Annotated in this window: 13 protein-coding genes; 9 read left to right on the top strand and 4 right to left on the bottom strand. The window is 66.3% G+C overall.

Features of this window, described 5'->3' with window-relative positions; all coding sequences use genetic code 11:
* Window positions 1-63 precede the first annotated feature (63 nt).
* Entirely contained in the window at window positions 64-1,263 is a 1,200-nt protein-coding gene (locus Q7W02_01600; GenBank protein ID MDO8474883.1) for an ABC transporter substrate-binding protein, read from the bottom strand.
* Between the two features lie 249 nt (window positions 1,264-1,512).
* On the opposite strand from Q7W02_01600, the gene Q7W02_01605 reads away from it, so the two are divergent.
* A complete protein-coding gene (locus Q7W02_01605; GenBank protein MDO8474884.1) occupies window positions 1,513-3,237 on the top strand; it encodes an acyl-CoA synthetase in 1,725 nt (574 codons plus the stop codon).
* Between the two features lie 239 nt (window positions 3,238-3,476).
* Here Q7W02_01605 and Q7W02_01610 read toward each other — a convergent pair whose 3' ends face one another.
* Entirely contained in the window at window positions 3,477-3,851 is a 375-nt protein-coding gene (locus tag Q7W02_01610; GenBank protein ID MDO8474885.1) for a hypothetical protein, read from the bottom strand.
* Between the two features lie 59 nt (window positions 3,852-3,910).
* Window positions 3,911-5,110 (bottom strand): MFS transporter, encoded by a 1,200-nt coding sequence (locus Q7W02_01615; protein MDO8474886.1) that lies wholly within the window; start codon window positions 5,108-5,110, stop codon window positions 3,911-3,913.
* Window positions 5,111-5,473: 363 nt separating this feature from the next.
* Here Q7W02_01615 and Q7W02_01620 point away from each other — a divergent pair, with 363 nt between their 5' ends.
* The 5 genes from Q7W02_01620 to Q7W02_01640 are packed head-to-tail and all read left to right on the top strand — an operon-like array spanning window position 5,474 to window position 10,238.
* The gene (locus Q7W02_01620) at window positions 5,474-6,691 is read left to right on the top strand and encodes a branched-chain amino acid ABC transporter substrate-binding protein (GenBank protein MDO8474887.1); all 1,218 of its coding nucleotides are present in this window, start codon (window positions 5,474-5,476) and stop codon (window positions 6,689-6,691) included.
* A 19-nt stretch (window positions 6,692-6,710) separates the two neighbouring features.
* Window positions 6,711-7,634, top strand: coding sequence for a branched-chain amino acid ABC transporter permease (locus tag Q7W02_01625; GenBank protein ID MDO8474888.1), 924 nt, complete (start codon window positions 6,711-6,713; stop codon window positions 7,632-7,634).
* A gap of 3 nt (window positions 7,635-7,637) precedes the next feature.
* Window positions 7,638-8,759 (top strand): branched-chain amino acid ABC transporter permease, encoded by a 1,122-nt coding sequence (locus Q7W02_01630; GenBank protein MDO8474889.1) that lies wholly within the window; start codon window positions 7,638-7,640, stop codon window positions 8,757-8,759.
* On the top strand, window positions 8,756-9,541 hold the full coding sequence (locus Q7W02_01635) for an ABC transporter ATP-binding protein (protein MDO8474890.1): 786 nt from the start codon (window positions 8,756-8,758) through the stop codon (window positions 9,539-9,541). The genes Q7W02_01630 and Q7W02_01635 overlap by 4 nt, the downstream gene beginning before the upstream one ends.
* On the top strand, window positions 9,534-10,238 hold the full coding sequence (locus Q7W02_01640; protein MDO8474891.1) for an ABC transporter ATP-binding protein: 705 nt from the start codon (window positions 9,534-9,536) through the stop codon (window positions 10,236-10,238). The genes Q7W02_01635 and Q7W02_01640 overlap by 8 nt, the downstream gene beginning before the upstream one ends.
* Window positions 10,239-10,421: 183 nt before the next feature.
* Here the strand turns inward: Q7W02_01640 and Q7W02_01645 are convergent, their stop codons facing one another.
* Window positions 10,422-10,643, bottom strand: a complete 222-nt coding sequence (locus Q7W02_01645; GenBank protein ID MDO8474892.1) for an ABC transporter substrate-binding protein — start codon at window positions 10,641-10,643, stop codon at window positions 10,422-10,424.
* Window positions 10,644-11,239: 596 nt separating this feature from the next.
* Between Q7W02_01645 and Q7W02_01650 the strand changes: the two genes are divergently transcribed.
* The 3 genes from Q7W02_01650 to Q7W02_01660 all read left to right on the top strand — a co-directional run.
* A complete protein-coding gene (locus Q7W02_01650; protein ID MDO8474893.1) occupies window positions 11,240-12,067 on the top strand; it encodes a type IV toxin-antitoxin system AbiEi family antitoxin in 828 nt (275 codons plus the stop codon).
* The gene (locus Q7W02_01655) at window positions 12,064-12,861 is read left to right on the top strand and encodes a nucleotidyl transferase AbiEii/AbiGii toxin family protein (protein MDO8474894.1); all 798 of its coding nucleotides are present in this window, start codon (window positions 12,064-12,066) and stop codon (window positions 12,859-12,861) included. The genes Q7W02_01650 and Q7W02_01655 overlap by 4 nt, the downstream gene beginning before the upstream one ends.
* 243 nt (window positions 12,862-13,104) lie before the next feature.
* Window positions 13,105-13,466: tRNA-dihydrouridine synthase family protein (locus Q7W02_01660; GenBank protein MDO8474895.1), on the top strand; the 362-nt coding region annotated here is incomplete at its 3' end.

The following is a 13,466-nucleotide window of genomic DNA, read 5'->3' on the forward strand; positions in this document are numbered from 1 at the left end:
GCCGATGAGAAGCGCGCGCCGGACCGCGGCTTTCGCCGCGATCCGCGATTGCGCCGAGGGCGATCAGGACGCTGGCTTATAAAGAACCTGCCAGCTGCCGTCCTTGGCATGTACGAAAAGGAACGGCTTGATCGCTTCACGATCGGGCGTGCGTCCGACCTTGCCGAGAAGACCGGTGGTCTCCTTCAACGCCGCGAGGCCTTCACGCATCTTGACCCGATCAGCCGCCACGGTGTCGGGCCTGGCCATGATCTTTTGCGACTCGATCACGCCCTTGAGGATGTAAACGATTTCGTACGCGGCCGCACTGTGTAGGTCGGCGCTGCCGCCGAACTTGGCAACCTGCTCAGCGGCTTTCTTTGCCTCCGGCGTGACCGGAGCGAAGCTGGTCGGGATGATGATCCCTTCCGCCTGCTTGGCACAGCCCTGCAAGGTCTCGATGCTGGACGAGCTGGTGAGGCCGATCAGCAGCTTCGGCTTTACTCCCTGCCGTTCCATTTCCTTGAGCACGCCGCAGGTCGTAAACGGATGCGCCGAAATGGCCACGATATCAGGATTGGCGCGCTTCATCTCGCGCACCTGGGTCGAGAAGGTAGCGTCCGCGAGCAGCCATTCGCTCTGTCCAGCGATCTTGAGGCCGTTGGCCTCCGCTTGCGCCTTCATCACGCCGAACGTTGCGTTCGAATGCGCGAAGTCCTTCTCAACCCCGCCGTAGATGGTCTTGAGATCCGGGTGCTGGGTCTTCAGCCAGGCGAACAATGATTTGTACATTTCGAATTCGCTCGGCACGTTGCGGAACGACCACTCCGAAATCTTGGCGAGGCCGCCTTTCGCGGCCACATCGGCGATAATCGGGAACTGCAACCCGGTATCCGACGCATCGCCGACCTTCTTCTGCAGGATGCCGAACAGTGATTCCGCGACGTTCGAGCAGGTCGGCCCGACGGCCACGAACGCGTCGGTCGATGCGATGCGGCGGACCACGGAAATGCCTTCCTCGGCATTGCACCGGTCATCGAGAAACTCGATGGTGATCTTGGCCTTTGCGCCGTCGCCGAGCGTGACGCCGCCGGCCTTGTTGATCTCTTCCGCGGCCGCCTTCAAAGCGGCCTCGCTGTTCACGCCGAACACGCGAACCACGCCCGATTTGGCGCCGAAGCCGGTGATCTTTACGGTACGTTCCTGCGCGGATGCCGGCGTTGCGATGGCCGACGCCGCGATCATAGCCAGCGATGCGGCCAGTGCCGCGTACTTCTTGAGCATGGCGTTCCTCCCCTTGCCCGCGTGGATGTCATATGGGCTCGACCCATGCCGGCCGGTTTCCCCCAGCCGCTGAGGTTACCATGTTTCCCCAGCGGGCGTGCACGCAGCCGCTTTTCGCGACTCTTATGCTAGCCTGACGCCAAGCTGATCTTGCGTGTACCGCCACAACACTCGGCGGAGCCGCGATGGAGGAAGCGCCGGGCTCGCAAAACGACCCGATTCACAAAGACAGAGGCGGGGGGGCAAAACATGGGCAAGCGCAAGAAGATAGCAGTCCGTGCGCGATCGCAGGCCAAATCCAAAGGCGGTGCAGCCAAACGGACAACCCCGTCCGGCGAACGTCACGCCGGCCCGGGCGGCTTATTTGCGGGCCTGATACCTGACACGGCGAATTTTGCGCCGCTGACTCCGGTGTCGTTCCTGCCGCGAACCGCTGCGATTCACCCCGACCGTGTCGCCGTCATCCACGGCGCGCGGCGATACAGCTATCGTCAATTCTACGATCGCGCGCGGCGGCTGGCGTCGGCCCTGGCGCGGCGCGGTATCCGCGCCGGTGACACCGTTTCGGTGATGCTGCCCAACGTGCCGGCGATGGTCGAGGTGCATTTCGGCGTGCCGATGTTGGGGGCGGTGCTCAACACCATCAATACGCGGCTCGACGCGGCAACCGTCGCCTTTATCCTCAAGCACGGCGAGGCCAAGGCGCTGATCATCGACCGCGAATTCGCCGCCCAGGTCGGGCCCGCCTTGGCGCAGCTGAAGCGGCAGCCGCTGGTCATCGATGTCGACGACGAGCTTTACTCGGGACCGGGTGAGCGGCTTGGCAAGATCGAATACGAAGATTTTATTGCCGCCGGCGATCCGAATTTCGACTGGACGCCGCCGGCCGACGAGAGCAGCGCCATCGCGCTGAACTACACATCGGGCACCACCGGCAACCCCAAGGGCGTGGTCTACCACCACCGCGGCACATTCCTGGAAGCGGTCGGCAACATCATGGCTTGGCCGATGCCGCCGCGCCCGGTCTATCTGTGGACGCTGCCGATGTTTCACTGCAACGGCTGGTGCTTCCCGTGGTCGGTCGTTGCGATGGGTGGCACGCATGTCTGCCTGCGCAAGGTCGATCCGGCGCTGATCTTCTCGATGATCGCCGAGCACGACGTGACGCATATGTGCTGCGCGCCCACGGTGCTCAACATGCTGGTCAGCGCGCCAGCGGAACAAAGACGTGCTTTCGACCAAGTCGTCGATATCCAGACCGGAGGGTCGCCGCCGCCAGCCAAGGTGATCAAGAGCATGGAGGAACTCGGATTCCGCGTGACGCACATCTACGGCATGACCGAATTGCAGGGCCCTTCGACGCTGTGCGTGCCGCAGGATGGCTGGGTTGATCTGCCTCTCGAGGAGCGTGCGGCGCTGATCGCACGCCAGGGTGTGCGTTATCCGGTGGTGGAGGGACATATGGTCGCCGACCCCAAGACGCTCAAACCCGTGCCACGCGACGGCAAAACCATCGGCGAAATTATGGTGCGCGGCAACACCGTCATGCTCGGTTATCTGAAGAGCCCGAAGGTCACCGCGCAGACGTTCCGTGGCGGCTGGATGCATACCGGCGACCTCGCCGTCGAGCACCCGGACGGCTATATCGAGATCAAGGACCGCGCCAAGGACATCATTATTTCCGGTGGCGAAAACATCTCAAGCGTGGAGGTCGAGATCGCGCTCTACAAGCACCCCGCCGTGCAGCTCGCTGCCGTGGTGGCGCGACCCGATGAGAAATGGGGCGAGACGCCGTGCGCCTTCGTGCAGCTCAGGCCAGGGACGGCGGCGACCGCCGACGAGATCATCAATTTCTGCCGCGAACAACTGGCGCACTACAAAGCGCCGAAGTCGGTCGTATTCGGACCATTGCCAACCACCGCCACCGGCAAGATTCAGAAGTTTGTGTTGCGCGAGCGGGCGCGCGCTGAATGAGGAAGCCATGGCGCGTAAGCAACATAACGCTGTGACACGGTAGGTCCCGAGGGAGGACCAGGTTGCCTGGGTCCACGCCCTCGCCTCCGGCCGTGAGCCCGACCACATCCTCCCGCTCGGCGTCCTGCGCGAGGCCGAGATCCGTAACAGACGCCGCCGAGCCCATGGCCTGGGCGCGAGAAATCGCCGACCGGATCGCGCGCGCCTGAGGTCCGCTTTCGGTCACGGCCGGCGCCGGCTCATGCCCTCCCGGCCTTGACACAGACCGCGATCAGCAGCGACACGGCCGCCAGCGCTTCGACTCCAATCGTCAGATTCATCGTGAACGAATGCGACGACACGGGCGCGAGCACGTAGTGCTCGAGCCCGCCAAATCCAAGCGCGGCATAGACCGCGATTGTCATCAGGCCGGTCATCCGATAACCCGCGCGGTGCAACCAATAGCCGACAAGCCCAACCGCAGTTACTCCGCACCATGCGGCATAGACGCGAGCCGATGAAAGCCACCCCGGCAGGTTCGGGTATTCGTGCAGGAACACGGCGTTGTGAAGAAAGTGCAGAAAACTGGCCGCGCAATACGCGAGCATGAGAAACCGCAAAACAGTCTCAGTCACGATCGGCCTGAGCCCGCCTCCACCATGCGGCCGGTGGATACTTGGCGAACCGGGCCCGATCAGCCGGCGGCCACGGGCGCGGATGCCGGCGCGGCGGCCGAGGTCGGAATTCTGCCGGGCAGGAACGCGACGAAGAGCGTGGTCGAGGCGGAGATCATGGCCATCACCATGAGCAGCGTCGTGAAGCCGGCGGCCTTCACGGTGGGGCCGAGCAGGTAGACAGCCACCGAGCTCACCCCGAAGGACACCGCCAGCCGCATGCCCGACACGCGCGAGCGCATCCGGTCGTCCACGTACCGCACGATCATGGCGTCGATGAAGGGGATGGCGCCGAACACGAACACCATGAAGGCGAGCATCGCCGCGTAGAGCGGCCAGCCGGTGGCCTGGGAGGCGAGGGCGAAGAGCACCACCTGGGAGCCGGCGATGGGCAGGTAGATCCACTTGAGCGGGTAGCGGTCGATCAGCCGGCCGACGACCAACTGGGCGAGCGAGGCGATGGTGTAGACCAACGCGAGCAGCACGCCCAGCGTGGCTGGGTCGTCCACGAGCCCGGCCAGGCGCTCGGCGAGGAGCCTCCCGTTGCCGTTGGTCGTGAAGTTGAAGATCAGGCTGCTCGAGATGGCGGCAAGCGTCATCACGAGGAGCACGCGCGCCATCACCGACGGCGGAAGCTCCACCGTCTTCTGCGCCCGCCGGGCCGGCGCCACGTGCTCCCGCGGGGCGAGGAGCGCGAAGAGCGCGCCGAAGACGAGGGCAAGCCCGCCGGGGACTGCGAAGGCCACGCGCCAGCCGAAATATTTGACGAGGAACCCGGTCAACACCGCCGCCACCGCGATCCCCAGATTGCCGGCCAGACCGTTGAGGCCGATGGTGAAGCCCGGCCTCCGCGTGTTCTGCACCAGCATCGGGATGCCGACCGGGTGGTAGATGGACGCGAATACGCCCATCAGGGTGAGGACCGCCGCCAGCGACCACGCGTCCTTGGCCAGGGCCACGAGCAGTCCCGAGACGCCCATGCCGAGGAAGAAGACGATCATCATCGCGCGACGCCCCCAGAGGTCGCCGAGCCGGCCCGCCGGCAAGGAGCCGAGGCCGAACATGACGAAAGCGCCCACGGTGTAGGGCATCAGATCCTGCCAGGCCATTCCCCACTCGGCGGCGATGGCCGCCACGGCAGTGGCGAAGATCAGGAGGAAGAGGTGGTCCAGGGCGTGGCCGGCATTGAGCAGGAGCGCGGTCGGGCTTCCATTGGACATGGCGGTGATTCTACATCAGGTGACGCTCGCTGACGGGCCCTAGCGCGGATTATTCGTGAAGACATCGCCACCCTCACCCTACCCTCTCCCTCTCCGAGGGAGAGGGAGCCATTTCGAATCCCTCGCCCCCAGAGGGGGAGAGGGCCGCAGTTCGAGCTGAGCCGCTCAGCGGCGAGGCGAGGGCTGAGTAAATGAGGGGGCGGGTAGGACGCGCAACACGCGTTCATGAATAATCCCCGCTAGGCTCGGCACGCTTCACGCGACGCCCCTCCCCCACGTTGCCTTCAACTCGGCTTTTGAGTATCCTCAGACCGCGCTCCCGGAGCGCCCCGCTCCCACACCCTGACCCTGGAGGAGGAGCCCATGTCCCACCCTGAGTCCTCGAGCCATCTGAGCCGCCGCGAGATCCTGCGCGGGAGCGCGGTCGTCGGCGTCGCGCTGGCGCTGGGTCCCGCGGCCCCGGCCCTCGCCCAGAAGAAGACCGTGAAGCTGGCCTTCATCGGGCCGCTCACCGGCGGCACGGCCTCCAACGGCCTCGGCGGGCGCAACTCCTTCCTGCTGGCCGTGCAGGAGCGCAACGCCGATCCAAAGTCCAAGTACCAGTACGAGACCGAAGTGCTGGACGACGAGTGCAAGCCCACGGTGGCCGTGCAGGCGGCGCTCAAGGCCTCCTCCGATCCGCGGGTCGTCGCGGGCGTGACTCACTACTGCTCGGTCACGGCCATCGCGACCGTCGACACCTATCACAAGGCCGGAATGCCGGCCATGGTGTGGGGCGCCGTGCTGCCGGAGATCACCTACAGCCACGACTACATCGAGATCACCCGCGTCAACGGCACCATGATCAACCAGAACAACGTGGCCGCCGACTTCGCGGTCAAGGCCCTGGGCTTCAAGACCTTCGCGCTGATCCACGACACGACCGACTACGGCCGGGCGCATGCCAAGTGGTTCACCGAGTTCGTGGAGAAGGCGGGCGGCAAGATCCTCTCGGCCCAGGGCACGGCCAAGGACCAGAAGGACTACGCAGCGGAGCTCACCCGCGCGAAGGGGGACAAGCCCGAGGTGATCTGGTACGGCGGCCTCACTCCTGACGGGGTGCGGGTCAAGGTGCAGATGGACAAGCTCGGCGTCCGCGCCCAGTTCCAAGGCACCAGCGGCATCAAGTCCGACACCTACAACGAGACGGCGGGCCCGTCGGCCGAGGGCACGCTGGCCTTCGTCGAGGGCGCACCCACAGAGAAGCTGCCGGGTGGCAAGAAGTTCCTCGACGCCTACGGCAAGGCGGCCTTCAAGGAGCCGGCCGAGGCCTATGGCCCCTTCGCCTACGTGGCCGCCAACCTCGTCATCGACGCCATCGAGGCCGTGGGCCCCGACCGCGCCAAGGTGGCGCAGCGGCTCAAGCGGACCAAGAACGCCAACACCATCATCGGGCCCGTGGAGTTCGACGACCACGGCCAGAACACCGTCGCGCTCATCTCCAAGTACGTGAGCCAGGATGGCAAGTGGGTGCTCTGGGAGGACTCGGAGTACGCCTCGGGCAAGCGCACCCTGCCCGGGCTGAAGTACAAGAAGCTCTAGCCGGCCGCGCCGCGCGCGGATGCCGCCGCTGGAGCTGCTCCTCCAGCAGGCCTTCAACGGCCTGATGCTGGGGGTGATGTACGCGCTGATCGCCGTCGGGTTCACGCTGTTCTTCGGCGTGCTCGACGTCATTCACTTCTCCCACGGCGACATCTTCATGCTCGGCGCCTTCGCCGGGCTGTCGGTGCTGGCCGGGCTCCACGCGGTGGGCATCGGCGACGGGGCGGTGGCGCTGGCCCTGGCCTTCCTCGTCTCGATCCTGATCACCGGCCTCGTCGGGGTGGCGGCCGAGCGGGTGTGCGTCAAGCCCCTGGCGCGGTCATCCCCGCTGATGACGCTGCTGGCCACGCTCTCCCTCGGCCTCGTCATCCGCGAGTCGGTGCTGATCTTCTATCCGCGCGGCGCCGACCCCAAGCGCTTCCCCCAGCTCCTGCCCCAGGGCGGGTTCGAGCTGGGCGGCGTGGCCGTCCGTTACGAGAACCTGGCCATCCTCGCCATCGGCTTCTGCGCCATGGTCGCTGTCGACCTCATCATCAACCGCACGCGGATGGGCGCCGCCATCCGCGCCGTGGCCCAGGACCCCGAGGCCGCCCAGATGATGGGCGTCAACTTGGACCGGACGGTGGACGCGACGTTCTTCATCGGCTCGGGACTGGCCGCCGTGGCGGGAATCCTCTCGGGCCTCTATTACGGCGAGGTCCACTTCATCATGGGCATCACGGGCGGCGTCATCGGCTTCTCCGCGGCCGCCATTGGCGGGCTCGGCAACGTCTACGGCGCCATTGTGGGCGGGCTGCTCTTCGGCATGCTCCAGACCACGTCCGCCGCGCTGATCCCGCGGGGCTCGGAATTCCGCGACGTGGTCGCCTTCGCCGTGGTGATGCTGTTCCTCATCTTCAGGCCCAGCGGCATCCTCGGCGAGAAGTCGGTGGAGCGGGTGTAGCCCGTGCTGCTAGTCCTCCTGACCGAATCAGCCCTCTTCTTCCTCATCGCCGCGGCCGTGCTGGCCGAGCGCCCCGTTGCCCTCGCCGCCACCGGCGCGGCCATCCTGGTGGGCCTCGCGGCAACTCGCTTCGTCACGCCGCTCCGAACGGCACTCGGGAGGGCCTTCGAGCGCCACCACGCGACGGCGCTCGTGGCCGGCGCCGCCGGGGCCCTGGCCCTGCCCCTAGCACTCAGCGCGAGCCCCTACTGGACCTTCGTAGCCACCCTGGCCCTGCTCTACGTGACGATCGGGCAGGGGCTCAACTTCCAGATTGGGACTGCGGGAGTCCTCAACCTGGCGGGCGCGGCCTTCGCGGGGCTGGGCGGCTACACCGTCGGGTTGCTGACCGTGAGCGCAGGGTGGCCGTCCTGGCTCGCGGTCCTGGTCGGGCCGCTCGTGGCCGTCACGGTCGGCGCTGTGCTCTTCGTCCCCATCCTCAAGACCCGCGGCCACTACCTGGCCCTGGTCACGATCGCCTTCGTGTTCATCTTCAATATCCTGATGAACAACCTGGAGTTCACCGGGGGTCCGCAGGGGATCAAGAACATCCCGACGCTCCGGCTCGCGGGCTATCCCTTCACCACAAAGCCTACCGTGTTCGGCATCGGCCTGCCGGCCCACGCGAACTTCTACTACGCGGCGCTTCTCATGGCCGCCCTCACGACCTGGATCATCCGCCGCCTCTACGACTCCTGGCTCGGGCTGGCGCTCAACACGCTGCGCGACGACGAGATCGCCGCCAAGTGCTGCGGCATCTCCATCACCCGCGGCAAGCTGGTCGCCTTCTCCATCGGCAACTTCTTCATCGGGCTGGGCGGCGCCTTCTACGCCGTCATGGTGGGCTTCGTCTCCCCGCCCGACTTCGACTTCGGCTACTCCCTGGTCATGCTCTCGGTGATCATCATCGGAGGCGTGGACTCCATCCCCGGCGTGGTTCTGGGCGCCTGCCTGCTGGTGCCGCTGCCTGAGCGCTTCCGCTTCCTGCACGAGTACCGGCTGCTGCTCTACGGCGTGGTGATCGTGGTCATGCTGCTCTACCGGCCCCAGGGGCTCTGGCCCGCTGCGGTCAGACGGTATCGATGAGCGCCCTGCTGGAAACGCGGGGGTTGACGGTGCGCTTCGGTGGCCTAGTGGCCCTCGATGCCGTGGACGTAGCCGTCGATGGCGGCGAGACCCTGGGCGTCATCGGGCCCAACGGCTCGGGCAAGACCACCTTCTTCAACGCCCTCACGGGCCTCTACGCGGCCGCGGCGGGCGACATCCGCTTCGAAGGCCGGAACCTCGTCGGCCTCGACGCTCACGTCATCTCGCGGCTCGGCATGGCGCGCACTTTCCAGGCGAGCCGCCTCTGCCTGGGGCTCTCGGTCTTCGACAACGTGCTGATCGGCATGCACGCGCGGAGGCGGAGCGGCCTCGCGGATTTCGTGGTGCGGCGCGCGCGGTTCCTCGCCGAGATACGGAACGCCATCGAGCGGGCCGCCCACCTGCTCGCGCTGTTTAATCGCGAGCTGCCGGCGCGCGGCTTCGAGCCGGTGGGGCAGCTGCCCCAGATCGACCGCCGGCGCGTGGAGATCTGCCGCGCCCTGGCCTCCGAGCCTCGCCTGCTGCTGCTGGACGAGCCCTCGGCCGGCATGAGCCCCGAGGAGACGGCGGAGCTGATGAAGGATCTCCAGATCGTCCGCGAGGAAATGCCGGGACTTTCGGTGATCATCATCGAGCACGACATGTTCGTGATCGAGGGCGTGAGCCGGCGCGTCGTGGCCTTCAACTACGGGCGGAAGATCGCCGAGGGCTCCTTCGCCGCCGTTGCCGCCAATGCCGAGGTCCGCGAGGCCTATCTCGGCAGGGAGACCGCCCGTGCTTGAGCTGCGCGGGGTCAGCACCCGCTACGGGCCCATCACCATGCTGCGTGACGTGTCGCTCGCCGTGGGCCGCGGCGAGATCGTGTGTCTCCTCGGCTCCAACGGCGCGGGCAAGACGACGCTGATCCGCGCCATCTTGGGCATTGTCAGGCCGGTGGAGGGCTCAGTCTGGCTCGACGGCGAGCGCATCGACCATCTCCGCACCCATCAGGTCGTGGCCCGCGGGATCGCCGTGGTGCCCGAGGGGCGGCGGGTCTTCCCCAGGATGACGGTCGAGGAGAACTTGCGCATGGGCGCCTTCGCCGAGTGGAAGGCGGCTGATCTGGCCGCCCGCCACGAGCACGTCTATGGGCTTTTCCCCAGACTGGCGGAGCGGAGGAATCAGAAGGCTGCGACCATGTCGGGAGGTGAGCAGGCCATGCTGGCCATGGGGCGGGCGCTCATGAGCCGCCCCAGTCTGCTGCTGCTGGACGAGCCGTCGCTGGGGCTCTCGCCGCTCCTGGTCGAGCAGCTCTTCGAGATGGTGCAGACCATCAACCGCGGCGGGACGACCGTTTTCCTCGTCGAGCAGAACGCCCGCAAGACCCTTGCCATCGCCCATCACGGCTTCCTCCTCCAGAAGGGCGAGATCGTCGGACGCGGCACTGCGGCCGAGCTCGCCGCCTCCGAAGTGGTCCGCCACGCCTACCTGCGGGGCTGAGCGGCCCGGCGGGCCCTCACACGAGGATGAGCCGGGCGCCCTGGGACAACACCGAATCGAGCGGTCGCTCGGCGCCGCCCGCCGTCGTGAGAGCGTAGGCGACACAAAGCCCGTTCTCAGTCACGGGCGGCAGCCGACCGTCTTGGCACAGCGATTGGTCGCGCCAGATACCCCTGATGCTCCTCAGTTGGCGGCGGCGCGTTTGGACTTCAGGAGCTGATCACGCTTGACTCGGATCAGCCGAACGAGCTCCGCGTAGCCCGACTTCCGGATGACCCGGTCGAACTGTGCGCGGTAATTGCCGACGAGGCTGCTGCTCTCGACCGCGATGTCGTAGACCGCGGCGCTGGATAAGCTGGGCGCGCTGTAACTCTGTCGCTCGCCGGCGCGGCCGTCGCCGTGCACGCTAAGCGGTAGCTTTCTCGCGCTCGCTCCTGCGCATCAATACCGGAGCCAGACTTCGGCCGCGGGACCCGTTGGGCCGACCTCGTGGAGGCATTCCCTCGAGGCTCGGCAATGATCGTCTCGATCACGGGCGGCACGCTTCGAGCTATCGGAGACCGATCTCGAGTTCCTTGGCAGCAGTCTCTACAGCCTGCACAACCTCGTGCAGGAACTCGTTTCTGTCCGGGGATGGAGTCCGTCGGGAACCGGCGCCGCGCGATCGTAAACCTCCCGTGCGATGACCTCCGCCCTCTGGAACGTCGAGCCCGTTCCATGGAGCCGATAGGCCTTCTGCCACTCTGGATGCCGCTGCTGCCAAACACGGCGAGTCGCGAGGTTGATCAGATGGTGGCTTGTGCGATCAGCGAAAGTGTCGAATAGCTGCTGCTTCTCATCCTCTTTCGGCTCAGTGCCGTTCCAGCGGACCGGACCCTGAATCGCGACATAGATCCGCTTCTGAAGCTATAGTTAGACGCTTGATCCGGACCGCCAAGACTAGCCAAAAGGGAAGATATTATTCCCTTTATGCAAACGACACAGATATCATAAGTGGAGCCATGGCTGCCCCTTCTACAGTCGCGAGACGTTCCGATCAACCCAGGCGGCTTGGGCAGTTCGTCGACACTCTGCAGGGGCACGGCCGCTACACGTTCCTTCGCACCGAAGCCCTGGCGGCGCTCTCAACGGAGCCAGAGAACTTCAAGAAGGCGGCCCAGCTTCTCGTTCGCAAGCAACGTCTCGTCAGCCCGCGCCGCGGCTTCTACGTGATCGTGCCGGTCGAGCATCGGGCCGCCGGAGCCCCGCCCGCGACCTGGTTCATCGATGACCTGATGCGCGGGCTCGACGCACCCTACTACGTGGGCGTCCTGACGGCTGCCGCGCACCATGGCGCCTCTCACCAAGCGCCGCAGGAGTTCCAGGTGGTGACCACGCCTCCCCGCCGGCCGATCGCCGTCGGACGCAACCGCATCCGCTTCATCGTCAAGGCTCGCCTGGAGCGGACATCAGTCATCGAGGTGAAGACCGTAACCGGGACCATGCGGGTGTCCACCGCAGAAGCCACAGCCCTGGATCTCCTCCGCTATGTCGAGCATGCTGGGTTTCTCTCCAACGTGGCCACGGTCCTGCGTGACCTCGCCGAGGCGTGCCAGCCTCGGCGACTCGTGAAGGCCGCCGAGGCGGACGGTGAGCTCGCCTACGCGCAGCGGCTCGGCTTTCTGCTCGACCTGGTCGGCGTGGCGCGGCTGGCCGACCCGCTCGCCCAGTGGGTTGAGACCCAACGCCCGAGCCTCGTGCGCTTGAACCCGGCCCAAGCTGAGCGCGCTGCGCCTCGAGACCGTCGGTGGCGGCTCATCGTCAACGACTCCGTAGAGCCCGACACGTGATCCAGCCCGCCTACATCACGCATTGGGGAACCGTGGTGCCCTGGGCTGGCCCGGACCAGGTGGAACATGACTTGGCGCTCTCACGTGCGCTGGTCGAGATCTTCAGTGAGCCGACGCTTGCACGCTCGCTAGCCTTCCGGGGCGGCACCGCCATCCACAAGCTCGTCTTGTCCGCCCCTCAGCGATTCTCGGAGGACCTGGATCTCGTCCAGGTGGAGTCGGGCCCCATCGGCGAACTGATGCGGACGATCCGGCGCTGTCTGGATCCGGTACTGGGGCGGTCGAGCTTCGAAAAGAGCCCGATCAGCCACACGGTCACCTACCGGGTCGAGTCGGAGATCCCGCCGACGCGACGGCTCACAGTGAAGATCGAGATCAACACGCGCGAGCACTTCAGCGTGCTCGGCTGGCGACAGCGATCCTTCTCGGTCGAGAGCCCATGGTTTGCGGGGCGCGCCGACGTGCAGACGTACGAGACAGACGAGCTTTACGGGACCAAGATGCGGGCCCTGTACCAGCGCCGCAAGGGCCGCGATCTCTACGATCTCGCGCTCGGGCTCCAAGAGGGACTTCTCGACCCGGCCGCGGTCATCCGGTGCTTTCTCCACTACATGGAGCAAGAGGGGCATGCGGTCACCAGGCAAGAGTTCGAGAAGAACCTTCGTGCCAAGTCGGGCCGGCCAGACTTCCGAGGCGACATCCGCCCCCTACTGGCTCCCGGTGGGCGCTACGATCCCGACGAAGCGCTCGAACGAGTGATCGAGAATCTCATAGCAGGGTTGCCGGGAGCCTGAGGAGCACGTGTCCAGGGCCACCACCCTCTCCACATTTCCCGCCCGCGCGTTCAGCGCTGTCACGGACTCGGGCGCTGAGCACAGCTAACACAAAGCCCCTTCTCAGTCCCGATCGGTCTGAGCCCGAACTGGTACAGATTCCAAAGGGTGGCCAAACGTGCAGGTAGACCAGGCGCCCGGTCTGCCGCATCATGATCGCGGCCGGTGTATATTGGGTAACCCGGGCTCGCGCCCGACCCCATCATGAAAATCGGCCAGATTGAAATCCCCCAGCTCTGCCGCCTGGCGCCCATGGCGGCCATCTCCAACGCGCCCTTCCGGCTCATCGCCAAGGAGTGCGGCAGCGGCCTGACCACGACCGAGGAGATGGACGCCTTCGCGCTCCTGATGGACACGCGGCGCGCCGGGGACATGGCGGCGTACTACCCTCAGGAGCGGCCGCTGGCGATGCAGCTCCTGGGGCGCGACCCGCAGGCCCTCATCCGCGCCGCGCATCGCTGCGTGGAGCTGGGCGCCGACATCGTCGACCTCAACATGGGCTGCCCCATGCCCAAGATCACGGGCAAGGGCAAGGGTGCCGCGTTGATGAAGGACGTGCTGGGCAC

This window comes from Candidatus Rokuibacteriota bacterium, from assembly GCA_030647435.1.
Classification (GTDB): Bacteria; Methylomirabilota; Methylomirabilia; order Rokubacteriales; family CSP1-6; genus AR37.